18 protein-coding genes and 1 pseudogene are annotated in these 24,706 nt (G+C 53.7%); 13 read left to right on the top strand and 6 right to left on the bottom strand.

Annotated features, from left to right (window positions below):
• Nucleotides 1-105 precede the first annotated feature (105 nt).
• Together ACTH5D_RS06010 and ACTH5D_RS06005 are read left to right on the top strand one after the other, a co-directional pair.
• Complete coding sequence (locus ACTH5D_RS06010) at nt 106-582, top strand: Dps family protein (protein ID WP_096278099.1); 477 nt, start codon at nt 106-108, stop codon at nt 580-582.
• A 139-nt stretch (nt 583-721) separates the two neighbouring features.
• On the top strand, nt 722-1,906 hold the full coding sequence (locus ACTH5D_RS06005) for an MFS transporter (protein WP_441669259.1): 1,185 nt from the start codon (nt 722-724) through the stop codon (nt 1,904-1,906).
• Between the two features lie 103 nt (nt 1,907-2,009).
• Here the strand turns inward: ACTH5D_RS06005 and pepD are convergent, their stop codons facing one another.
• Both pepD and ACTH5D_RS05995 read right to left on the bottom strand, forming a co-directional pair.
• A complete protein-coding gene (pepD, locus tag ACTH5D_RS06000; RefSeq protein ID WP_441669257.1) occupies nt 2,010-3,476 on the bottom strand; it encodes a beta-Ala-His dipeptidase in 1,467 nt (488 codons plus the stop codon).
• Nucleotides 3,477-3,502: 26 nt separating this feature from the next.
• Nucleotides 3,503-5,719 (bottom strand): tRNA(Met) cytidine acetyltransferase TmcA, encoded by a 2,217-nt coding sequence (locus ACTH5D_RS05995; protein ID WP_441669255.1) that lies wholly within the window; start codon nt 5,717-5,719, stop codon nt 3,503-3,505.
• Between the two features lie 393 nt (nt 5,720-6,112).
• On the opposite strand from ACTH5D_RS05995, the gene dctP reads away from it, so the two are divergent.
• The 4 genes from dctP (at nt 6,113) to ACTH5D_RS05975 (ending at nt 10,970) form a co-directional block, all read left to right on the top strand.
• On the top strand, nt 6,113-7,216 hold the full coding sequence (gene dctP / locus ACTH5D_RS05990) for a TRAP transporter substrate-binding protein DctP (RefSeq protein WP_441669253.1): 1,104 nt from the start codon (nt 6,113-6,115) through the stop codon (nt 7,214-7,216).
• A 64-nt stretch (nt 7,217-7,280) separates the two neighbouring features.
• Entirely contained in the window at nt 7,281-7,784 is a 504-nt protein-coding gene (locus ACTH5D_RS05985; RefSeq protein WP_441669251.1) for a TRAP transporter small permease subunit, read from the top strand.
• A complete protein-coding gene (locus ACTH5D_RS05980) occupies nt 7,781-9,115 on the top strand; it encodes a TRAP transporter large permease (protein ID WP_441669249.1) in 1,335 nt (444 codons plus the stop codon). Before ACTH5D_RS05985 ends, ACTH5D_RS05980 begins: the two co-directional genes overlap by 4 nt.
• 169 nt (nt 9,116-9,284) lie before the next feature.
• Nucleotides 9,285-10,970: an ABC transporter permease gene (locus tag ACTH5D_RS05975; protein ID WP_441669247.1), complete on the top strand. Its 1,686-nt coding sequence runs from the start codon at nt 9,285-9,287 to the stop codon at nt 10,968-10,970.
• A 10-nt stretch (nt 10,971-10,980) separates the two neighbouring features.
• Here the strand turns inward: ACTH5D_RS05975 and ACTH5D_RS05970 are convergent, their stop codons facing one another.
• Nucleotides 10,981-12,084, bottom strand: coding sequence for an ABC transporter ATP-binding protein (locus ACTH5D_RS05970; RefSeq protein ID WP_441669245.1), 1,104 nt, complete (start codon nt 12,082-12,084; stop codon nt 10,981-10,983).
• 224 nt (nt 12,085-12,308) lie between these two features.
• Here ACTH5D_RS05970 and ACTH5D_RS05965 point away from each other — a divergent pair, with 224 nt between their 5' ends.
• Nucleotides 12,309-13,334, top strand: a complete 1,026-nt coding sequence (locus tag ACTH5D_RS05965) for a Fe(3+) ABC transporter substrate-binding protein (protein ID WP_441669243.1) — start codon at nt 12,309-12,311, stop codon at nt 13,332-13,334.
• Nucleotides 13,335-13,417: 83 nt separating this feature from the next.
• Here the strand turns inward: ACTH5D_RS05965 and polA are convergent, their stop codons facing one another.
• A complete protein-coding gene (gene polA / locus ACTH5D_RS05960; RefSeq protein ID WP_441669241.1) occupies nt 13,418-16,207 on the bottom strand; it encodes a DNA polymerase I in 2,790 nt (929 codons plus the stop codon).
• A gap of 201 nt (nt 16,208-16,408) precedes the next feature.
• Here polA and ACTH5D_RS05955 point away from each other — a divergent pair, with 201 nt between their 5' ends.
• Together ACTH5D_RS05955 and speA are read left to right on the top strand one after the other, a co-directional pair.
• Nucleotides 16,409-17,368, top strand: a complete 960-nt coding sequence (locus ACTH5D_RS05955) for a homoserine kinase (RefSeq protein WP_441669239.1) — start codon at nt 16,409-16,411, stop codon at nt 17,366-17,368.
• Nucleotides 17,365-19,293 carry a biosynthetic arginine decarboxylase gene (gene speA / locus ACTH5D_RS05950; protein WP_441669237.1) on the top strand — a complete coding sequence of 643 codons (1,929 nt, stop codon included), beginning with the start codon at nt 17,365-17,367 and terminating at the stop codon, nt 19,291-19,293. The genes ACTH5D_RS05955 and speA overlap by 4 nt, the downstream gene beginning before the upstream one ends.
• Nucleotides 19,294-19,375: 82 nt before the next feature.
• Here speA and ACTH5D_RS05945 read toward each other — a convergent pair whose 3' ends face one another.
• Both ACTH5D_RS05945 and ACTH5D_RS05940 read right to left on the bottom strand, forming a co-directional pair.
• Nucleotides 19,376-20,041, bottom strand: a complete 666-nt coding sequence (locus tag ACTH5D_RS05945; protein WP_441669235.1) for a fumarylacetoacetate hydrolase family protein — start codon at nt 20,039-20,041, stop codon at nt 19,376-19,378.
• A gap of 118 nt (nt 20,042-20,159) precedes the next feature.
• A pseudogene (locus ACTH5D_RS05940) lies at nt 20,160-21,152 on the bottom strand (phytanoyl-CoA dioxygenase family protein).
• A gap of 264 nt (nt 21,153-21,416) precedes the next feature.
• On the opposite strand from ACTH5D_RS05940, the gene ACTH5D_RS05935 reads away from it, so the two are divergent.
• From ACTH5D_RS05935 to ACTH5D_RS05920, 4 genes are all read left to right on the top strand, one after another.
• A complete protein-coding gene (locus tag ACTH5D_RS05935; RefSeq protein ID WP_441669233.1) occupies nt 21,417-21,872 on the top strand; it encodes an META domain-containing protein in 456 nt (151 codons plus the stop codon).
• Between the two features lie 682 nt (nt 21,873-22,554).
• Nucleotides 22,555-22,887 carry a UbiA family prenyltransferase gene (locus ACTH5D_RS05930; RefSeq protein WP_441669231.1) on the top strand — a complete coding sequence of 111 codons (333 nt, stop codon included), beginning with the start codon at nt 22,555-22,557 and terminating at the stop codon, nt 22,885-22,887.
• Between the two features lie 126 nt (nt 22,888-23,013).
• On the top strand, nt 23,014-23,538 hold the full coding sequence (gene idi, locus ACTH5D_RS05925) for an isopentenyl-diphosphate Delta-isomerase (protein WP_096278068.1): 525 nt from the start codon (nt 23,014-23,016) through the stop codon (nt 23,536-23,538).
• A 499-nt stretch (nt 23,539-24,037) separates the two neighbouring features.
• Nucleotides 24,038-24,661: a 4'-phosphopantetheinyl transferase family protein gene (locus ACTH5D_RS05920; protein WP_441669229.1), complete on the top strand. Its 624-nt coding sequence runs from the start codon at nt 24,038-24,040 to the stop codon at nt 24,659-24,661.
• Nucleotides 24,662-24,706: the final 45 nt, after the last annotated feature.

Raw genomic sequence — 24,706 nt, 5'->3', positions numbered from 1 at the left:
CTATGGCAGCGATACATAAAACCTGTTTTGCATCGCGTCCAATACGCTCTATGCTGCATATCACGCATTAATCGCCGCGCAGGCGGCACCGATAGGGAGCAGGATATGACAGATACCAATAGCATCGGCCTACACGAAGGCAGCGCTAGCCAGCTCGCCGAAAAGCTTAATCATCTGCTGGCCAACTATCAGATTTTTTACATGAACGTACGTGGCTATCACTGGAACATCAGGGGCAGTGACTTCTTCGAACTCCACGTCAAATTTGAAGAGTATTACACCGATCTACTGACCAAGGTCGATGAAGTCGCCGAGCGGATTTTGACTCTAGGCCACAAGCCAGTGCACGCCTACAGCGACTACATAAAGCTTTCGAACATTCAGGAAGAAAAGGATGTTCACGACGGCAAAACCTGCGTCAAAGGTGTTCTGAAAGGCTACCAAACGCTCATTGAACTGCAGCGTGAACTGCTGGCCCTAGCGTCGGACGCCGACGATGAAGGCACGGCCTCTCAAGCCGGTGATTACATCCGTGAGCAGGAAAAAACCATTTGGATGCTGAATGCTTACTTGAGTAAATAAGTGGTTAAATAACCGCCTAACAATAGGCACGTCAAACGGCACCCACTAAGGGTGCCGTTTTTATGTTTCTAAGCAAGCAATATTGAGTCAGCGCTTTAGCGACTCACTTTTAACGCCCGTGACACGGCAGGAAACTTTCATGCCCCTCATTGTTTATATTCTTGGGCTAACTATCTTCTCATTGACCACATCGGAATTCATGGTCGCGGGTATGATTCCATCGCTGGCAGCAGCGTTTGATATTTCGCTAGAGCAGGTCGGCTCGCTCATCTCAATGTATGCCTTTGGCATGGTGATTGGTGGGCCACTGCTAACCGCTGTCCTGCTCAAACTTCGTGTGCCCAACAAATCAGCGCTACTTTGGCTGCTAGCGCTTTACGCCGCCGCGCAGTCTATTGCCGCGTCGACCGACAGCTATACGATTATGACATTAGCGCGCATCGTGACAGGCGTGGCGGCGTCAGCCTGTATCGGCACGTCGTTATCCATCTGTGCAGAGGTGGTTGCTGTCGAGGCACGCGGACGCGCTGCTTCAATCGTGTTGGGCGGGTTAATGTTAGCGGCAGCGCTCGGCGTTCCCATCGCCACGCTGATCGATCAGAATGTAGGCTGGCGCGCCAGTTTCTGGCTCGTGGTGGCGCTCACGGCGCTATGTGCCGTTGCCATTAGCATTCGAGTGCCGTTATCGAAATCCTCAGCTCCCATTGGCCTGCTCAGGGAATTGGCCGAGTTTAAGAATGGCCACTTGTGGGCTGCCTATGCCACCAGCGCCTTCATTATCGGCGCGACATTCGCAGCCTTCAGCTACTTCACACCAATCCTGACAGAAGTAACCGGGTTTTCTATAACGGCCATTCCTTGGCTGCTTGGCATGTATGGCGTCGCTAATATCGTCGGCAATGCGGTGGTGGGGCGCTACGCGGATAAGCACACGTATTCGGTAATGGTTTGCGGGCTATTGCTGCTGATCGCGGCACTGGTGGCGTTTTCGCTGCTAGCGCAAAGCGCCACGGCCAGTATTATGATGGTCATTTTGATCGGGCTGGTGGGTGTCACAATGAACCCTGCCATGGTGGCACGAGTGATGAGAACGGCCCGGCCGGGCACGCTGGTCAACACGGTGCATGCATCGATCATCAATATTGGCTTGGGAATGGGCGTTTGGCTAGGTGGTCTCGGCATCAGCGCAGGCTATGGCCTGCTTTCACCGCTTTGGGTCGGCACGCTGCTGGCCATTCTTGGGCTACTTAGCCTGCTGCCCTATGTGGCGCGGCGCGATAGCAATAGCCAGCCATCTCAATCAGCGCTTGGTAAGCAGGCATAGCGGTCTTTAACGATAGCGACATCGGCCTCTAACGTTTCAAGCCCTTGGGATAAACAACACCAGGGGCTTGAAATAGGCCATCTTTATACACGTATCTTTCGCGTTATTTAGCTTCGGCAAGATCCTCGATTAATGCCCGCAGCATCAGCCAGAACTCTTCCACTGAAGCAAGCTCTATCCGCTCATCCGGAGAGTGAGCACCGCGAATCAGCGGCCCAAACGAGATCATATCTAGATGCGGGTACTTGCTGCCCAAAATGCCGCATTCGAGCCCTGCGTGAATGACCTTCACCTCTGGCTCGCGGCCCAGCAGCGCCAAATGGCGTGCGTTGAACATCGCCAACAGTTTGCCCCGTGGATTAGGCGCCCAGCCGGGATAGCCGTTTTCAATTTTCACCCGCGCGCCAATGAGGCCAAACAGCGCATGAAAACGGTCGCCCATGGCAATGACTGCGCTGTCGTGCAGTGAACGCACCAATGCGCAGAGATGTAGCCGGCCGTTTTCTAGGCTTAACACACCAAGATTATTGGAGGTTTCTACCACGCCAGGCACATCGGCACTCATTCGCTCCACCCCACAGGGAGCGGCATGCAGCGCGGCCAGCAGCATTAAGCTAGCATCTAAGGTTAACGGCTCAGCAGCAGGTGTTTCCCTCACACGCTGGGCGCTGATTTTAAGACCACTGTCACCACTTCCCAGTTCTCTCAGCAGAATAGTTTCAAGCCCGGCGATAGCGACCATGGCCGCATCGACTTCATCGCCAGGCAGCGCTACCTGGGCAAACGCTTCGCGGGGGATCGCATTGCGCAAAGTGCCACCGTGATAGCTTATCAGCCGTGCATCAAACGACTCTAGAGAGCGCAATACTCTGATTAATAGACGGTTAGCGTTGCCCAGCGGTTTATGGATATCAATGCCGGAATGGCCACCTTTTAAACCGGTAAGCGCAATGCTAATCACTTGCTCATGATCATTCACGGTAGCGCTGGGTAGCTGAGCATCCACTTCAACGTCAGCCCCGCCAGCACAGCCAATATAGACCTGGCCGCGATCTTCGCTGTCCAGGTTGAGCAGTAGCGAACCCTCTAACCAATTCTCGGCTAGATTCAACGCCCCGCCCATGGAGGTTTCTTCTTCCAGGGTGAACAGGGCTTCCAGCGGCCCATGGCGTAAATCGGGATCTTCTAGCACGGCCAGAATCGCCGCTACGCCCATACCGTTATCAGCACCTAGGGTGGTGCCATCGGCGTGCAGCCAGCCATCGGCAACATAGGTGCTGATTGGGTCGCGAGTAAAGTCATGCGCATGGTCGCTATTCGCTTGCGCCACCATATCCAGGTGGCCCTGAAGCACTACGCCGGGCGCCTGTTCGCAGCCTGGGAAAGCGGCTTTACGTATGCGTAAATTACCAAAGGTGTCACGGTCATGAGCAAAGCCTTGCGCATCGGCCCAAGACTCAAGAATGGCTACAAGCGCCGCTTCATGCCCAGATGGGCGCGGCGTATTACAAAGCGTTCGAAAGTGGCGCCAAACGATAGTGGGCGCCAGTGCTTCAAGATGTGCGTTCATGGTGACTCTTCGTTAAGGCAACCGGCCTACTTTACCGGTTCAATGAGTATATGCACAGCGATGCGTAAGGCTTGAACTGCCTCGCCATGAGCCTTCGCCAGCGGTCGGTTTTGAAATGCCCATGCGGCCAATTGGTAGTGCGCGAGCTGTTGCGACTCCGTTAAAACGCAGCGACTGGCTTCGCGTGCCAGAGCCTGTAGCGCCGGTCGTGCAAGCACAGGATCGCGATGCGCCAAGGCCACATCGTCTATATCTTGCCAATCACGCGCACTCAGCGCCGCGCCAGGCAATGCAGCGAGCAGCAGCGCAACCATTGATGCGGGCAGCGTGTTAAGTTCAAACGCCAATAGGCCTAAAAGCGCTGCCTGGAAGCGCGCGCTAAGATCAACCAACACATCCTCTCCCTGCTCATTCAACGCTTTTGCGACCATCACGGCAAACTCACCGGTCGAGGCCTCGCGGCTAATACCTAAGCGTACCGGGATGAAACCTTGCGCCAGCCAAAATTGCAGCAGCGATGCCTCAGCGCCAAAAGTGGCCCCATACAACGCCAGGCCCTGCTGTCTCGCGGCGTTCATATCTGCCTGTAGGAGCGCTTGCCCCAGCCCTTGGCGACGCCGTTCGGGATGAGTGGCAATACGCACCACCCGGCGCCAGCGAGCGGTCAGCGCCGCGCGGCTACCCGTATGAGTGGCGAGCGACTGAGCTAGCAGGTGCCCCTGCGGACGACGCAGGCCGCGGGCGACCTGGTCAGCAAGGTCCGCCTCAAAACCGCCCTCCTCGCGAGTAACCAATACAGCCTGCGGCTCGCTAGCCTGTTCGATAGTGCGCAGCTCAACACCCGGGCCATCAAGCAATTGACGCAGGTCGTTAGGCGACGTGCGATAGTGCGACTGCACCAGCAGCCCAAACAGTTTTTCCAACCTGGCGTCTTGCTGAGCGAGCGCGGCGCGATCAACGACCGTGGTTATTTCAGCGCTTTGTTGCGCCTGTGCGATAGGCAGCGGTGCTTTTAACAGCAGCAGTCGATTGACCAAATCTTCCAGCGGGTCATTGATACGCCAGCGAATCGGAGCCTTAAGCGTGAGCGCTTTCCACTGTGGCGTCAGCCGGTCTAGCGTGGCCCGAAAGCGCAGCGCGAAGCCGCGCCCAGAACCCTCGTAGCCATGCACCGTGGTCGCAAACGCAATCCGTGGAAAAGCGCCAAGCCACTGGCCCAGTAAAGCAGCAGGAATGGCCGCCGCTTCATCTACTAGCAAGTAGCTGCCATCGCCGCCCTGCTGCTGCGCATTGATCTGCTCGGTTAATACATCCGGCGCTAGATAAAGCAGCTCGCTGCCCTGGGGTAGCACAAAGTGACCCGGGGCAACGCGGCTGCCGCTCGGACAAAGAGCCACCACACGTTCAAACACGCTCTCGACCGAGCTAAGGCGCGGCGCGGTGAGCACGACCGTACGGGGCTTATGAGCGAGCAGCCTAGCGCAGGCAATCCCCAGCGCCGCGCTTTTTCCACGCCCACGGTCAGCGGTCATTACCAGCGGTCGGCGGCGCTTCAGGCCGATTAACTCCCTGACAGCCTGCGCCTGATCGGCCGTCAAGCAGTCGCTATCGCCACTGAGGCAGCCATTATTAGCGTCATTGTGGCTATGCTCATTGCCATGAACGTTACGTGCGGATAAGTGTGGCAAATGCAGCTCGCCGCCCGCATCCCAGCGCACGATCTGATCAGAAGCCTGCAACTGGCGTGCTAATCGCGCAAGATAATGACAGCTGAGACCGTCCCAGCGCAGCGGATGGTCCGTGAAGCGGGCGTAGTCTGGGTCGGGTGCCTGCCCCCATGGCTGTGGCGTGATCAGCATCAGCAAACCACCGGCGATGAGGGTTCCAGACAGCGCTCCCAGCGCCTCAGGGTCAAAGCCGGTGTTATGAGTATCAAGCACGACTAACTGATGCTCAGCCCCCAGTCGCGTGCGTACTTTACGAGGTGAGAGTACCGGCGAAAAAGCAGACGACTCGCATTGGTTCGTCTCTTTGTCGCTACCTACCCACACCGGCGCCTGCCAAGGGTGGGCTTGCCACAGCGCCCGCGCGAGATGCCGACACTGCTGGGTATCGCCGCTTAACCAGACCAGTTGACGCCAATGCCTGTGGGCTAAACGCCGGGCGTGATAAGCCAACGTAGCCACTGTGCGTAGCTGCTGGCCATCTAACGCGCGACTCTCTATCTGTGTTTCTGCGCCCACCGTTATTCCCTTTTCTATTTGCCGCCACCGCTTCCCATAGCGTCACCCCATCAAACCTGTCGCCGAGCCTCTCATGGCGGGGCTCTGACTTACAACTTTGGTTGCATGAATCGGCTCATTTCAACGCAGACTCGCTACTCAGCCCTTGCCAGGGAAACTTAAAAACAAAGGTAATTCATTACTTAACAGATGATTAGCTATTTTCTTAGCACAAGAATCAACCGAAACCTCTTAATTAACTGATATTGCATTGCAGCGGGGTGAGTGTGCTAGTTTAGCGTTGCAGCACTAAAACCTCCTTGTTTACGTAAACGTAACCTTTGCTACGCTGCACTTTCCTGCATCCAGGTAACAAACACTAATAACGCCATACGCCAAACCAGGAAATACATCATGAAAAAAACCACAAAATTTGCCCTCAGCGGCCTTGCTGCTGGTATCGCTTTCGCTGTTTTCACCACCACCGCCCAAGCACAAGAAGAGTGGACGATGACCTCTACCTGGCCGGAAAACCTTGATTTGATCAAGATTGACCAGCACTGGGCCGAACTGGTCAATCAGCTGGCTGGTGACGAACTGCAAATCAACTTCCGCGCGGGCGGTACATTAATGCCCGGCACCGAAGTATTTGATGCCACTGAAACAGGCAGCATTGAAGCGGCGGGCGACTGGCCGGGCTACTGGGCAGGCTTAAACCCAGCTTTCTCGCCGCTGGCGACGACGACCAGTCTGTTTAATGGCGTTGATTACCTTAACTGGATTCAGCAGTGGGGCGGCCGTGCGTTATACGAAGAGATCTACGGCCAGTTCAATATGATCTATCTGCCCTACGGCATTACTAACAACGAATCCGGCTTTATGGGCCGCACGCCAATCGAAAGTATCGCTGATCTTGAAGGCAAACGCCTGCGCCTGTCGGGTCGCGATCAGGGCCGCGTATTAGAAGAGCTGGGCGGTTCACAAGTCACGCTTGCCGGTGGAGAAGTGTATCAAGCCATCGAGCGCGGCGTCATTGATGCTGGCGAGTTCTCGACCCCGGGCGTTGATTTCAAGGCTGGTTTCGCAGAAGTCGCTGACTACTGGGCAACGCCAGGCTGGCACCAGTCCGCTAGCGTGTTTGGCGTAATGATCAATAAAGATGCCTGGGATGCACTCTCAGAGGACACGCAAGAGAAACTGCGCATTGCTGCAGATGCCACCATGGCATGGTCACTTGCTTGGTCTGAGCGCCAGTCAACCGAAGCCACGCAGAAATTTATTGATGCGGGCGTGACGATTAACCAGTTCTCTGAAGAAGATTTGGCACGCATTCAAGAAATCACCAACAACGTTATTCTACGCGGCGCTTGTGAGAATGCTGACCATGCCAAAGTGTATCAATCAATGATTGCTTACCTTGAGCACTACGCCACTTGGCGCGACGTATCGGCGCCCTTCAACATGAGCCGAGTGATGGACAATCTCCCGTCATTGGAAGAAATCGAAGCTTGCCTATAAGGCGCTTATGCACCGCCTCGGTTTTGCTGAGGCGGTTTTTTTGTGCTGACTGCGGGGATCTTCCATGAATGCGATTGCCAAGGCGATCGATGCCATCAACGAGGCGTTTGGGCGCATCATCGCACCGCTGATTGCCATCATTACCCTCATCGTTCTTTACGATATTGCCTCACGCTTTTTGTTTGGCCGGCCCAGCGACTGGGCGTTTGACGTTACCAAGATGCTGTTTGGTGCCCACTTTATGCTGATGGCAGCCTATGGCTTACGCCACCATGCGCATGTTGAAGTCGACGTTTTAAAGCGTCTGCTGTCGCGTAAGAAGCAGGCGGCACTTGAAGTGCTGGGCTATCTAATTTTCTTTGTGCCTTTTATCTGGATGCTGATCACGCTGGGCTGGAGATTCTTTGAACGCGCCTGGAGCCGCGGTGAAACCACGTATGGCATGATCTCAATTCCCGTCTATCCGATCAAAGGGGTGATTGTGGTGGCCGCCGTGCTCATCCTGCTGCAGGCGACTGCCATTGTGCTGCGTGCCATCATGCAGCTTCGCGAGGAGACATCAGCATGAATTTAAGCCCTGAACTACTCACGCTGGTGATGTTTGGCGGCCTGCTGGTCGGGCTATTTATGGGACATCCACTAGCGTTCGTGCTTGGTGGCGTGGCCGTTATTGGCGCTTTTTTGGGCCCGGGTGAGCGCATACTTGGCACTCTAATCAACAATATCTTCGGTAATGCCATGGACAACTATGTGCTGGTGGCAATACCGCTGTTTATTTTGATGGCGAGGTTTTTAAACGACTCGGGCGTCACCGAGAAAATGTTTGACGCCATGCGCCTGCTACTCGCAAACCTACGCGGCGGCTTAGCACTAACCGTGGTCATTGTGTCGGTTCTGCTCGCAGCGACCACCGGGATTGTTGGCGCCTCTATTGCAGTAATGGGCATGATCGCCTTGGTGCCCATGCTTAAGTATGGCTACAACAAAGAACTTAGCGCGGGCGTTATTATGGCCAGCGGCTGCTTGGGCATATTGATTCCGCCTAGCATCATGCTGATTTTAATGGCGAGCTACTCACCGGTCTCGGTGGGCGCACTGTTCGCGGGCGCGCTAATCCCTGGTTTATTACTGGGGGTGATGTATGCACTTTACGTGCTGATCATCTGCTATTTTAAGCCGCACTATGGCCCCAAAGTACCGGCAGAAGAGCGCGCAGCAGTCAGCACAAAACAGCTACTTATAATGTTGGCAAAGTACGTGGTACCACCGATGTCATTAATTCTTGGGGTGCTAGGCGCTCTCTTTACCGGCATTGCCACAGCCACCGAGGCGTCGGCAATCGGTGTATTTATCGCCTTCATTCTGTTTTTGATCTTCGGTGATCGCAAAATATCCACCTGCTTTTGGACCATGGTGGAAGCCGGCAAAACCACCACCATGGTGATGCTGGTGCTGGTGGGTGCCACCGCCTTTACGGGTGTGTTCTCCCGCGGTGGCGGCATGACAGTGATCAGCGATTTAGTCATGGCGATGCCTGGCGGCACCGTTGGCGCGCTCATTCTTATGCTGTTACTGGTATTTATTTTGGGCATGTTCTTGGACTGGACTGGGATTGTGCTGCTGAGCTTCCCGATCATGCTACCCATTGTCGATGCAATGGGCGTGGATATGCTGTGGTTTGTGGTCATGGTGGCAGTCATACTCCAGACCTCGTTCCTCACTCCGCCCTTTGGCTACGCGCTGTTCTATTTAAAAGGCGTCGCACCGCCCGGGGTAGAAATCGTCGATCTGTATAAAGCAGTTGTGCCCTTCGTCGCGCTGATTCTCCTGGCCTGTTTACTCATGTCATTCTTCCCTTGGCTGATTACCGGGCTGCCTAGCATGATGCTGAGCTACTAGCCTGCCCGTTAACAAACGTGCATTTAAGAGCCCGCTTCGGCGGGCTTTATTGCGTCAAGGGTAGTTGGGAACGCTGCAGCCGCTAACGGCTAGTGCTACTATTCCCAGCCGTCAGTGATTCGCATTAGGCGACTGCTGGACTAATACTGCTATTGCAAGGAGTGTGCGCTTGTTCAGATCCGGCTATCGCGGGCTATTCGCTTTTTCCTCTTCGCTTAGCCATCGCGCCACTCCTTGGTCGATAGCACTGATCGCCGTTGCCTTCGTCGTTGCGCTGCCGGTACTGGTAGTGTTTGCTCATATTGTGATGCCCACCGATGGCGTTTGGCAGCACTTAGCCAGCACCGTGCTAGGCCGCTATCTCAACAACACTTTTTGGCTGGTGGTAACGGTCGGTCTGGGCACGTTAATTATCGGCACAGGCACTGCATGGCTGGTGGTTATGTGCCGCTTCCCCGGCAAGCGCTGGTTTGAATGGGCGCTGCTGCTGCCTCTGGCCGTACCCACCTATGTCATTGCCTACGCCTACACCGATTTTTTGCAGTTTGCGGGCCCCTTGCAAAGCATGCTGCGCGACATGTTTGGCTGGGGATATGGCGACTACTACTTTCCCAACGTACGCTCGCTAGGCGGTGCGGCGACGGTGATTACGCTGGTGCTTTACCCTTACGTCTACCTATTGGCGCGCGCCTCTTTCTTAGAGCAATCGGTATGCGTACTGGATGTAGGTCGTACACTAGGGCGCGGCCCGTGGAAGCTGTTTGCGACCGTCGCGGTTCCGTTAGCACGCCCGGCGCTAGTGGGCGGGGTATCACTGGTACTAATGGAAACGCTGAATGAATTCGGGGCAGTCCAATTCTTTGGAGTCGATACCTTTACCACCGGTATTTACCGCACCTGGTTTGGCATGGGCGAGCAGGTTGCCGCGGCTCAATTAGCGGCCTGTTTACTGACGTTTGTGATTATCCTGGTACTGCTGGAGCGCTGGTCGCGGGGCAAGCGGCGCTATTTTCATACCACCAATCGCTATCAGCAACTGCCCGAATACGCGCTGCGCGGCTGGGGAGCCCTGGGAGCGACGCTGGCATGTCTGCTGCCCGTACTGGTTGGCTTTTTACTGCCCAGCGGTATTTTGCTGAATTTAGCGTTAAACGGGGGTGATTCTCAGTGGAGCACACGTTTTATCGGCTACGCCTGGAATAGCTTAGGCCTGGCGACAGTGGCCGCGCTTATCGCCGTGGGCTTAGCCGTTGTGTTGAGCTATGGCGTGCGCATGCACGACACGGCGTTTGCACGCGTGGCGTCCCGGGTGGCCTCGATGGGCTACGCGATTCCTGGCTCCGTCATTGCCGTGGGTATTTTGATTCCCTTTACCTGGCTAGATAACGCTCTTAATACGTGGCTTCACAGCCACTACGGCTACATCATCGGCTTAGTATTTAGCGGGTCGGCGTTTATCTTGCTTTACGCCTACGTGGTGCGCTTTTTAGCCGTTTCCTTCAATGCGGTTGAAGCGAGCCTGGGCAAGGTCACGCCTAGCATGGATGCAGCCTCACGCACCCTTGGCCAAACGGCTGGCGGCACGCTGCGGCATATCCATACACCAATGATGCGCAGCAGCCTGCTGGCGGCAGGCATTTTAGTCTTCGTGGATGTAATGAAGGAGCTGCCCGCGACGATTATTCTGCGCCCCTTCAACTTTGATACGCTGGCAGTCAGGGCACATAATCTAGCATCCGACGAGCGACTTGCCGAAGCATCGACGTCGTCGTTGGCGATTGTGGTGGTGGGTATCCTGCCGGTTATCCTGCTCAGCATGGCTATGCGCCGCTCACGCCCTGGCGCTAAGCACTGATTGCGATGCTTTAAGCCTTGAGCGGGAAAACAAATACTTGAGAAAGATCGAGGTGAATGTCCACCGGCTGCCCCTCCGCGGGTAGAAAAACCCCAGGTACTCTGGCGTGAAGGTGCGCCTCAAGGCCGCTGTCATCATGCGCGCACAAGTGCAAGAGACTCGTTCGCCCCAGCAGTTTCGACATCACCACATGGCTATGGCGATGTGCTTCAACGGGCAGATTTCGCTCAACAATGTGCAGCGCCTCGGGGCGTATCATGATCTGCACATCGCTGCCTTCAGTTAACCCATTGGCAGGCACCCGACCTACCGGAGTGCTCACGAAGCTATTGTGCACTCTGCCCTGCAGCTCATTCACATCACCAAAAAAGGTCACCACAAACGGATCTTGAGGCATGCAATAAAGCGCTTGCGGTGTCCCCGTCTGCACAATCTGACCATCGCGCATCAAGGCGATACGGTCTGCCATAAACATGGCCTCTTCGGGGTCATGGGTCACCAGCAACGTGGCCGCGCCCACTTTTTTCAATACATGCAGCGTATCGTCGCGAATACGGTCTCTTAGCCGCGCATCTAAACTTGAAAATGGCTCATCCAATAGCATTAGGCGAGGCGATGGTGCCAGCGCCCTTGCCAGCGCTACCCGCTGCTGCTGCCCGCCGGAAAGCATGTGCGGATAGACATCAACATACTTCGCCATACCCAGCTGTTCGAGTAGCTGCGTGGCACGCTCACGGCGCTGTCGAGACGCCAAATGTTTCAGCCCAAAGGTCACGTTCTCCAGCACGCTGAGGTGTGGAAACAGCGCCGAGTCCTGAAACGCCAAGCCTACATTGCGCTTTTCCGGCGGCAAATGACGCTGGCCCGGCATAGCAATATAGGTATCGTCTAAAGTGACGCTGCCCTCTTGCAGTACTTCAAGCCCCGCAGCAATACGTAGCAACGTGGTTTTCCCGCACCCAGAAGGACCTAAAAGGCATACCACTTCACCCGGCGCGACGCTCAGGTCAACGCCTTTCACAACCGTATGGCCATCGTAAGCATGGCGCACATTGTGAAGGGTTAACGCTGTTGCGTTAGACGCGGGCTGGGTTACCTTCAGAGTTGCGGTCATAAATCATCGCTTTACAGGTGAGCACGTCGCGCCGATAAATGCCTAAACGCGGATTCAATACATTTGAAAGTTATTTGCATTCTATTTTTAATCACAACCAGATGCACGCTTCCGCTTTAATCAAGGCGTGACTGGCATTTCTCTTGACGGCGTTCGCTAGAAGCGCTTCAATGCAGCTCGACGCTAATGAAACTTATTATCATAAACATTTGGGATTCTTGGTGATGCAAAAAGTACGCCTAACGGCTTCCGTAGCCGCCATCATGGCTGGCTCTGCCTTTGCGAGTAGCGCTCTTGCTGACGCGGTCAACATTTACTCCGCTCGTCATTACGATTCTGATGAAATTCTTTATAAGGCGTTCACTGATGAGACCGGCATTGACGTAAACGTGCTGGAAGGTGACTCCGATCAGTTGATGGAGCGCATGCAGCGCGAAGGCATTGCCAGCCCTGCTGACGTAATGCTGACGGTGGATGCCGGCCGCCTATGGCGCGCCGAGGAAGATGGACTTTTCCAAAGCGTTGATTCTGACGTGCTCAATGAGCGTATCCCAGCGTCAATGCGTGATCCTGAAGGCTTATGGTTTGGTTTTAGCCAGCGTGCACGGGTGATTTTATACAACCGTGAAAACTTCGACCCCAGCCAGCTGGAAAGCTACGAAGACCTTGCTGACCCACAGTTTGCAGGCCAAGTGTGCATCCGCTCTTCAAACAATATTTACAACCAATCTCTGCTTGCCTCAATGATTGAGCACCACGGCGAAGAAGGTGCGCAAGAGTGGGCGCAGGGCGTTGTGAATAATATGGCGCGTACGCCCGAAGGCGGCGATACCGATCAGATTCTAGGCGTGGCCAGCGGCGAATGTACCTTAGCCGTGGCTAACCACTATTACTATGTGCGCCTGCTTCACTCCGATGACGAGGCAGAGCGCGATGCAGCCCGTAAAGTAGGGGTTATATTCCCTAATCAAAACGATCGCGGAACGCACATTAACGTGGGTGGCGCGGGCCTAGTGGCCAATGCCCAGAATCCTGAAAATGGCATTCGATTCTTAGAATTCCTCGCCTCTGATACTGCTCAGGAAGTACTTGCCGAGCGGAACTATGAGTTCCCGGTAGTGGCCGGCGTTAAAAAAGATCCGGTGCTCGAATCATGGGGCGACTTCAAAAAAGATGACCTGAACATGAGCGTGCTGGGTGAAAACAACCCAGAAGCCATCCGCATTTTTGATCGCGTCGGCTGGGGTTAAACGCTAAGCATAACGTTTTTGCCCCCCCCCCCCCGCAGCCTAGGCTGCGGGGGGGTTGCGTTTAACGTCACATACGCATCACCTTAGTGTGCCTCATCCCAGTTAGCGCCGCTTGCGGCTTCCACAATCAGCGCCACTTTTAGCTTGGCGGCACCCTGCATACGCGCTTGAACCTGCTCGATAAACGTATCGACCTGCTGCTCAGCCACCTCAAACACCAGCTCATCGTGCACCTGCATCACCATCAGCGCATCAAACTCGCCTTTCGCTAACCACGCATCCACATCAATCATGGCCTGCTTGATAATATCGGCGGCTGTGCCCTGCATCGGCGCATTAATCGCGGTGCGCTCAGCGCCTTGGCGGCGATTACGGTTCTGTGAATGAATCTCCGGTAGATACAGCCGCCGACCCAGTACGGTTTCAACAAAGCCATCTTCAGCCGCCTGGGCGCGAATGCGCTCCATGTAACGCGCCACGCCAGGATAACGGTCGAAGTAGCGATCAATGTAGGTTTGGGCCTGATTGCGATCAATGTGCAGCTGGCGCGAAAGCCCCCAGGCACTCATCCCATAGATCAGCCCGAAGTTGATCGCCTTGGCGCTGCGTCGCTGGTCACCGGATACTTTCTCAAGCGAGATACCGAAAACTTCCGCCGCCGTGGCGGTGTGGATATCGCTCCCTTCAGCAAATGCTGCCAGCAACCCTTTATCTTCTGAAAGGTGCGCCATAATGCGCAGCTCAATTTGCGAGTAGTCGGCGGCCACAATGCGATAGCCGGGCCGGGCAATGAACGCCTGGCGGATTTTGCGACCTTCTTCGGTACGAATGGGGATATTTTGTAAATTGGGGTCTGACGATGATAACCGCCCTGTCGCGGTAACCGCCTGATGATAGCTAGTATGTACTCGCCCGGTGGCTTTATTGAGCAGGCGAGGCAGCTTATCCGTGTAGGTGGATTTAAGCTTCGCCAAGCCTCGGTGTTGCATGATGACCTTGGGTAGCGGGTAATCCAGCGCCAGCTCCTCCAACACACCTTCAGCAGTCGAAGGTGCCCCTTTGGGTGTTTTCTTAAGCACCGGAATTTTCTGCTCTTCAAACAGAATCTGCCCCAGCTGCTTGGGGGAGCCCAGGTTAAATTCACGCCCGGCGAGCGCAAATGCTTCGCGCTCTAACTCACCAATACGCTGCTCTAGCTGCTGGCTCTGTTGGTACAGACGCTCAGCATCCACGGCAACCCCGTTACGCTCGATGCGTGAAAGCACCTTGATCAGCGGCAGTTCAATATGATCCAGCACCTCTGCCAAGCGCCCTTCGCTTTCAACCTGGGGGCGCAGCGTTTCCTGCAGCCGCAGGGTGATATCGACATCTTCGCAGGCGTAAGGCGCGGCCTGCTCCAAGGCAATTTGGTTAAAGGTCAGCTGTTTAGCGCCTTTACCGGCAATCTCTTCAAACGAGATGGTCTTTTCACCTAAATACTTCAGCGCCAGCGAATCCATATCATGGCGCGTGGCGGTGGAGTTGAGCACATAGGAAGCCAGCATGGTGTCGGAAAAAGGGCCTGCCACAGAGATGGCGTAGTTGGCCAATACCGAAATATCGTACTTGAGGTTTTGGCCAATTTTGGTCTTTTCCGGGTCTTCCAGCAGCGGTTTTAGCGCCGCCAATACCGCTTTTCGATCAAGCTGTTGGGGGGCATCCAGATAGTCATGGGCAAGCGGAATATAGGCTGCCTCACCCGCTGCCAGTGCCAGCCCAACGCCAACAATTTCCGCATCCATATAGTTGAGGCTGGTGGTTTCCAGATCAAAACAGAAGCACTCTGCATTTTGCAGCCGCTCAAGCCAGCGCTCGAAGTCTGCCTGCTCCAGAATGATGTGATCTTCACGCACAGATGCTTGCACAGACGCGCGTGACACCTCGGGCTCGCTATCCACTTCCCCCGCACTAGCGGGCACAGGTTCGCCACCTTTAACGTCATCCACACCCTCGTCTTTTCCGTCCAGCAATTCACCTAGCCATTGGCGGAACTCCATCTCTTTATATAGCGCAACCAGCGCTTCGCGGTCAGGATGGGCAATATCCAAATCATCCAAGCCCACCGGCAAATCGCAGTCGATTTTAATGGTGGCCAACTGATAGGAGAGGAACGCTTGATCGCGATGCTCTTCAAGCTTCTTGGGCAGGGTTTTCGCGCCCCGGAAGGTAAGCGTTTTGACGCGCTCCAAATCGCCATAGATAGTCTCAAGCCCGCCCCCCATGCCTTGCAGTAGCCCAATCGCTGTCTTTTCGCCCACACCGGGTACGCCGGGGATGTTATCGACCTTGTCACCCATCAGGGCGAGAAAATCGATAATCAGCGCAGGGGGCAAACCGAACTTCTCTTCTACCCCTGCCTCGTCCAGGGTTTCATCCTTCATGGTATTCACCAGCGTGATATGGGCATTCACTAACTGCGCCATGTCCTTATCGCCCGTGGAGATCACCGCATCGCGCCCGGCCTGAGTGGCATAGTGAGCTAAGGTACCAATCACATCGTCTGCTTCCACGCCTTCAATGCACAGTAGCGGCAAGCCCAACGCCTTCACACAGGCGTGCAACGGGGCAATTTGACTGCGCAGGTCATCAGGCATTGGTGGTCGATGAGCCTTATAGTCGCTGTACATATCATCGCGGAAGGTTTTACCCGGGGCATCAAACACCACTGCCATGGGGCTTTGCGGATAATCTTTGATCAGCCGCTTGAGCATGTTCAACACGCCTTTCACCGCCCCGGTAGGCTGACCACTAGAGGTCGTTAGCGGCGGCAGCGCATGAAATGCACGGTAAAGATACGAGGAGCCATCTACAAGGACGATCGGAGCGCGAGCCATAACCAAGTTCCATTATTGAAAAAAGTGCTAACAAAATGCGTTAAAAAGAATTGCTAAAAGAATTCCCCCCATAATACGCGTTGCACAGACTACCTGCAGAGCCAATCCACCTCATCTCTATTTATAACGGTTACAACAACGCTGCCAACTGAGCTTTCAAGCCGCTACAATAATGGGCTTAGCAACCTGGGCGAGACTCTCATGGCTGTATTTACCCCGCTTAGCGACGCACAGGTCGCCGCGTTTTTAGAAAAATTTGATGTTGGTAGCTTCGTTTCCTTACAGGGCGTGGCAGGCGGCACTGAAAACTCGACGTTTTTTGTGACCACCGAGCGCCGCGAACTGGTGCTCACTCTGTTCGAACAGGGTGAGCATGAAGAGCTGCCATTTTTTGTCGAACTGTTGGATTATTTAGACGAACACCGTTTACCGGTGCCTGGTACGATTCATGATCGTGAAGGCATTGCCCTTCATTGCCTTGAAGGCAAACCGGCCCTGTTATTTCCGCGCCTGCCTGGCCGCCATCCAGAAGCGCCTAATCTAGCCCAATGCCAAGCCTTGGGCGATACATTGGGTCGCCTGCATGTGGTGTCAAAGCACTTTCACGGTCACCGCCCGAACCCGCGCGACCTGACTTGGTTACAGGTGATGCACCACAAGGTGCTGAGCTATTTAAGCCCTGCGGATCAAACGTTGATGAAAAATGAAGTCGACGATTTTGAGAGCGCCTTTATTCAGCACGATGAGCTGCCTCAAGGCGCCCTGCATGGTGATCTATTTCGCGACAATACGCTCTTTGAGGGTGACCAGCTTGGCGGTATCATTGATTTTTACAACGGTTGTACCGGTGACTTGCTGTTTGACCTTGCGATAGTGATCAATGACTGGGCCTCTAACGAGGATGGTACGCTCAACGCAGAGCGCTACAATGCCTTATTGAACGCCTATCAAGCGCGCCGCCCGTTAACCTCAGCGGAGCGAGAACTATGGCCTACCATGCTACGTATGACAGCGCTGCGCTATTGGCTGTCGCGCTTACTGGTGGTCTACGTTGACCCACCAGCCCACGATTTGACGCCTCATGATCCCGAGCGTTTTCGTACTATTTTACATGCGCGCATTGCCCATGGCGCACTGCCGCTGCCTGAGGTTTCTGGATGAGTGTGATGGCCACTACTAGCCCTGCGCTGCGCGCTCGGCGCACCTGGAATATCGATCAATGGGGCAGCGGCTATTTTGATGTCGACGACGCTGGCCAAGCCCTCGTACGCCCGCTGGGTAGCGATGCAGAAGGCCCCGCCCTGCCATTGAGTGGACTGGTTCGCCAACTGCAAAGTGCCGGGCTGCGCCTGCCGGTGCTGGTGCGCTTTAGCGATATTCTTCACGATCGCGTTGAGCAGCTTTGCGGCGCGTTTGACTCTGCGATGAGCGATTGCGAGTACCAGGGCGGCTATACCGCGGTTTACCCTATTAAAGTGAACCAACAGCGTCGTGTGGTCGAAGAAATTTTAGCCACCGCCGAGCGCGGTAACGGCCGCGTGGGGCTGGAGGCAGGCAGCAAACCAGAGCTTCTAGCCGTACTGGCGCTTTCCGACGGTGGCTCCTCGCTGATTGTCTGCAACGGCTACAAAGATCGCGAATATGTACGTTTAGCGCTGCTGGGTGAAAAGCTTGGCCATAAGGTTTATCTCGTGGTCGAAAAGCTTTCTGAGCTGCAGCTGATTTTAGAAGAGGCACGTGAGCTGGAGGTGACGCCCCGTATCGGGCTGCGCGCACGCCTAGCCTCCGTTGGCAAAGGAAAATGGCAGAACACCGGCGGTGAAAAGTCAAAATTTGGACTGACCGCCAGCCAGATTCTTGACGTCGTAGACACCTTACGCCATCAGGATGCGCTGGAAAGCCTGCAGCTAGTGCACTTTCATCTGGGCTCTCAGATCGCCAATATTCGTGATATTCAACGCGGATTGCGCGAGTGCGCGCGCTTCTACCAAAACCTGATGGAACTAGGTTCGCCCATCGACACCGTGGACGTCGGCGGCGGCTTAGGCATCGACTACGAAGGCACGCGCTCGCGCAGCTTCTGCTCGGCCAACTACTCGATGCGCGAATACGCGCGTAACGTGGTGAGTGCTTTTGCTCAGCTCTGCCAAGAGTCGGGGCTGCCACAGCCTCATCTGATCAGTGAATCCGGCCGTGCGCTAACCGCCCACCACGCGGTGCTTATCACCAATGTCATTGGTGAAGAGCGTATAGACGACACGCTACCGGAGCGTCATGTCTCAGAGGAAAGCCAAGAAGATCCTCAAGTAGAGCTACTGTGGCGAGTGTTCGAGCAGTTAGCGACCACTCAAGAGCCGCGCATGCTGGTCGAAGCATGGCATGACCTGCTGCAAGCCGTGAGTGAACTGCAGGATCGCTTTGTGATGGGGCTAAGCAATATCACCGCTCGCGCTGACGGCGAACGCGTTTACATGGCGGCCTGCGCGCGGCTGCGTACCCAGCTTGATACCCGCAATCGCGCCCATCGCGAAATCATGGATGAGCTGGCGGAAAAGCTCGCCGACAAGCTGTTTGTTAACTTCTCGCTTTTCCAGTCGGTACCTGATGTTTGGGGCATTGAGCAGATTTTCCCGGTGCTCCCCCTCAGCGGGCTGGACCAAGCGCCCACTCGCCGAGCCGTCATTCAAGATATCACCTGCGATTCCGACGGCCGAATCGACAGCTACGTTGACGGCCAGGGGGTAGAAAGCACGCTGCCACTGCCAGAGTGGACGTCGGATGACGAGCGCTGGCTTGGCTTCTTCTTGGTGGGTGCCTACCAGGAAATTCTCGGCGACCTGCATAACCTGTTTGGCGACACCGACTCTGTCGATGCCGCGCTCAATGCAGACGGCGAATGGATGCTTTCGAACCCGCAGGCAGGTGACTCGGTCGCAGACGTGCTGGCGTACGTAAACTTCAATGCCAATGTGCTCAAGCAAAAGCTAACCGACCAGCTCGCAGCTAGCGGCTTTTCTGCCGATGAGCAGGCGCACTTTGCGGCGAGCTTAAGCGAAGGCCTTGAGGGATACACCTATCTTGAATAGATCGCTGTAAATAAGCGGTTTACAACGTTCCAAACGAGCAACGCCACCCTAATCCAGGGTGGCGTTGCTATTCAATCACTGATTACTCAACGACGCTGGTTTCGATTTCCAAACCACCGGTCAACGTAAAGCGCAACGATGAGCCACGCACCAACTCACCGACGCCTGACGGCGTGCCGGTCAAAATGATATCGCCTGGCTCTAGGGTAAAGTGACGGCTCATTTCTGCAACCAGCGTGGGAACGGCGAAAATCATATCGGCGCCTTCACCGTGCTGGCGTTCTTCCCCGTCAATTTCAAGCGTAAATCGCAGCGCGTTCCAGTTGGGAACGCGGCTTAGCGGCAAAAAAGGCGACAGCGGGCAAGCGCCATCGAAGGCCTTGGCAATTTCCCAAGGATGCCCCTTCTCTTTAAGCTTTGCCTGAACATCACGCAGCGTCAGGTCCATCGCCAAACCAATCCCCACGATGGCGCGCTCGGCTTCATCTTGAGTAGCATGGGTTAACGTTTCGCCTACCAGCAGCGCAAGCTCTGCTTCATAATGGACGTCGCCACGTGAAAAAGGCGGATCTAGCGGCTTGGTTAAATCCACCACGCTGGTCGACGGCTTAATAAACAGCAGAGGCTCAGTGGGAATAGGATTATCTAATTCTTTCGCGTGTGCGGCATAATTACGGCCGATGCAGATGACTTTGCCCAGCGCGTGGGGAAATTCCTGACCATCTGTAAACTGTAGAACAAAACTCATGGCGGGTATTCTCCTTCTCATTATGCGTGTCGCTTTCGTAACGACAGGCGCAACAGTTTACCCCACCTATACTAAGGTTCCACACCCTTCAGCCATGAATTTATCCTCCCTACGACTATTATCGATGTTGCTGCGCCTGCTTACTCGGGTTGTGGGCCAGAAAATCCGGGCGCTGCTTAGCCGCCGCATAAGGTTCACCACAGCAATTATCGGGACGATTAAACACAAAGAACACGTTGCTACGCGGGTCTGGCGACAGATTAGCATTCGAGGCATGCAGAGTATTACAGTCGAAAAGTAATAAGCCACCAGCTTTAGCCTTGGGTGCTTCAATACCGTGTTCAGCCACTAACTCAGTGAGCGCTTCAGGGCTCGCCCCCCACTTCCTGGGCTTTCAGTGAGCTTTTATGGTTATCTTCCGGCGTCTCCCCCTGGCATGGCAAAAACTTATTGTGTGAGCCAGGGATCAGCATCAATGGACCGTTGAACTCATGGCTGTCGGTCAGAATCAGCGATGCACTAACCACATGCATCGCGGGCATGCCATCTTCAGAGTGCCACGTCTCGAAATCGGAGTGCCAGTTAAAGCCTTTACCGGCAAACCCCGGTTTATAATTGATTCGAGACTGATGCACATAAGGGTCGTCGCCAATAATTTGGCGCGCTGCGCTCGCGGCCCACTCATCGCTCGCCAGCTTACCTAAGCGCTCAGACAGGAAATGTACCGCAAACAGTGAACAAATTTCCTGGCTCGCTGGCTCAGTAATGAAGTCCTCATTACGATAGTCATCGTTACTCATTAGCACCTGCATTTTCCGACGCAGTTCATCAAGCTCAGTACCTTCAATGAGATTAGGGATGAATAAAAAACCTTTACGCTCGAACTCATCAAGCTGTGCCTGACTTAAGGGGCCAGGCAACTGGTGCCCCTTAACGACCGCATCTTGGCGCGGCTGCAGCGCTTCTCGGGCATATAAGCCAAGCGCGACGGGTAAGGATCTTGTGCCTGTGTGCGTTCAGCCTGTTTGCCGTGAACATTAGGTGTATCGGCCATTTCGCTATAGAGCTTATGGGCGGTTACAGAATTTAGCGGTGTGCTTTTGACTGTCATCTAATCCACTCCTTGTATGATTAGGTTACAGATCGAACTCTTTACATATTTATAAATGCACAATTAAGATACTGTACAGAGGGCAGCCTAGTTGACTAAAGTTTCCTCGCAAGGAGCGGTTACCGGTTTGATAATGTAGGTTACATGAAAAAAACTGAAGGATGCTTTTTTAAGCAACATCCAGACTATTAAGCGCTACTGAAGTAATTTTATTTAACGAAAATGGTAATAACCTTTGTAAATAATTGAACAAGGAATAACACATTGAAACACCCATTAGCGCGTTACTGGTTGACCAGCACGCTACTAATAACGGCAGGCTGCACAGCTGCGATGAATACCCAACTACCTGCCACAATGCCTAATGAATCGTTGATCAATACGTATTGGAAGCTTGCCACGTTAGGCGACCAGTCTGTCGTGACGCGAGAGAATGTCCGTGAAGCCCACCTGGTTCTTCACCAAGATGCTTCGCGTCTGGCGGGTGCTACCGGCTGCAATACGCTGATGGGCAGTTACCATCTTGAGAATAAGCACATCACATTCAGCCAAATCGCCACCACCATGATGGCCTGCCCCGCACAGCAAATGGAAACCGAGCACGCTTTATTGGTCGCTCTCAGGCAGGTTGTGGAGTGGGAGGTGAATGGAAATAAGTTGATACTATTCGGAGATAGTGACGAACAGCTTGCCAGCTTTGAAGCAGTTCATCTTTTTTAACAACAACTTCATTACATTAGAGACAATATAATCATATTAAAAACAAGCCTATTAACATGATGGACATGGATAAAAGAGGTGCCTTATAGAAGTCTTAAATACAAAAAAGCCATTTTTTTCAGATAGCACTTTTGAATTCTCTAATGCTTTTCTTTTATCCATTTTAAGTGTTGGACACTAGGAACCGAACTCAGGAGCTATTGATTACGAATAAAGATATTTATCAAATTAATCAAGCAGCTATAGAGATTACAACAAAGCGGTGAACCCCGTTTTTTGAAGCATGGCTTTCCTGGCGATTTATTCGCACCGACATATGGACGACAGCTTCCCCACTGACGCTATTCTCATTTGGCTTAAATGTTGCGACGAATCAACCACCATCATTAATAATCGCCAACACGACAATTGCTTGTAGCTACTTCTCCTTATTTATTGATGTATTCGAGATAAACAGCCAAATTTTTGGCATAGAAGAAGATAGGATCAACAAACCCGAGAGACCGCTACCTGCAGGCGCCATTACACTAAAACAGGGGAAAAACGCGCCGTTATCATCTCTGCGCCTTTCATCGCTTATGCCTTTCTACTCAATGTAGAGCGATGGGCACTGCTATGATTTGGCCTCGCTTGGCTCTATAGCTATACTGGCTGTCGTAGGCATTGGTGACTCAAGTGTTTATTGGTCAGTATTGGCATACAAACCCAGCTTCCAGCCGCCATCATCGCAGGCGTGCCTCTGCTAGATATTGGAGTGTGGCTACTTAACATATTTATAATGATGACATTGCTCATCGGGATTCAGGATTTCCGCGATGTTGAAGGGGACAGAAGAGTTGGCAGGATAACGCTACCCATTCGGATCGGTGCCCGCAGACCACGCCTAAGCATTGCTCAGGTCTGTCTTGTCTATCTTCTTATAGCCCACGTCGCGATATTTAATCGTCCACCTGGCGCTCCACTCCCACTCGCGAGTCTTGGTTTCGAGCTGACTAGCGCTGCCCTCCTTTTGTGAATCGTTGTCCGTATGTTCAGAAGAAACCCATCGCGCGATCACGATCACCTGTCGTTCCGGCTAGTGGAATACTGGTACACCGTTATTTGTGCATCCTTCATAACCTACTCATTCTAAGGAAACTCCATGGAACAAGTCGTGCTGTTGAATGAAAGCCTTGCCCCCTGTGGCGTAATGCCTAAAAGCAAAGTACATACCACGAATACGCCCTTACACTTGGCGTTTTCCTGCTACCTGCTGAATGACAAGAACGAGCTACTGATGACCCGTAGATCACTAAACAAGAAAGCATGGCCGGGGGTGTGGAGTAACTCATTTTGTGGCCACCCATTGCCAGATGAATCGCTATCTTCAGCGGTGCATCGGCGTGGCCAATGGGAACTAGGCATAGACGCTCAAGATATTCAGCTTATCGACAACTCTTTCAGATATGAAGCGACAGATACAAACGGCATAAAAGAGAATGAGTATTGCCCTGTTTTTATTGCAAAAACCAGTACAACACCCGTACTCAATCCTGATGAAGCAATGGACTACCAGTGGGTTCATTACAGGCTGGTACTGGAACTCGTAGCGCATGCGCCAAGACTAATCAGCCCATGGATGTCCATGCAGTTAAAGAACAGTCATTTACAGTTATACATACGTTAGATGCACAATGAGTCGGCGCGTGGATTATGCAGGCGTTTCATCCTCGGCAATCCTCCCGCCCAGTCGCGGCGCGGCTGTGTCGGACGCAATGGTGAATCGCCCCGAGTATTCTAGCGTGAGGCTTCGACGTGTCCGGAAATCTGGGGCACTCCAAATCTTAAATTACTGCCCGGGACTAGTTGACCACTACAGTCTATCAGTGACTTACTGATCGTCTTTTCCGTTTCCTGAAGGAAATCCTTGTGACACTCCTGGGTCAAGTCCGGGGTTATGCTCGCCGGCTGATCTCGCTAAAAAAGTAGCAAATCCAAAATAAACTTAACTATAAATCATCCTAATTAGATAAAATATCCTTATGACACAACGCCTTATCAAGTCACATTTTTCATCTTCCCTTCACCCTAGCTTCTGCACTCCCTTAGCTAATTTCTGGCCTTGGCCGATGCATTGGCGTGATGTTCACCTTGTCGCATACCGCTTTGCCCCCCAGGATTTCAGTGTGCAAGACCCGGAAGCGTGCAACATAACAATGCCACCGACGTTGCAGTCGGCTGCCCGAAAGCGTCAAGCCGAATTCCTCGCTGGAAGGCTCTGTGCTCGCGGGGCGCTGCATAAATTCGACCCATCGCTTGCCGCACCTGGTATCGATATTGATGGTGCCCCATTCTGGCCGGGCAGCTACGTAGGCTCCATTAGTCACAGCAATGGGTACGCGGCGGCGATAGCCGCCCCGCGGCAACGTTATATGGGGATAGGAATCGATATAGAGAGGAAACTGACCCTATTGGAAGCTTCAGAAATCAGTTATGAAATTTTAACCACCAGCGAACGACGACACCTGGGGAAGAGCAAAACAGATAGCTCAGAAGCTTTTATTGCATCAGCATTTTCTCTCAAAGAAAGTCTTTTCAAGGCGCTCTATCCATCAATAAAACAGCGGCTTGACTTCAAGGAGATGGAAATCACACACTGGGACCGAAGCGGTCAGGCCAGCTTACGCGTCAACCCCGGCCAGGGGCTTCAGTGGCTGTCCCCTTATCGATTTGATGCCTATTTTAATTGGGTCAATGACCTGATTTTTAGCGTCGTTGCCATTGAAAAAATTCCGAGTGCGCCATCCTGAATATCTCAGATTTTTGAGGGCATATTGCAACGAAATATCTCACTC

The organism is Halomonas sp. (assembly GCF_052095695.1).
Classification (GTDB): domain Bacteria; phylum Pseudomonadota; class Gammaproteobacteria; order Pseudomonadales; family Halomonadaceae; genus Vreelandella.
Note: the sequence above shows the minus strand (reverse complement) of the source record. Positions and strands in the feature narration are given on the sequence as shown.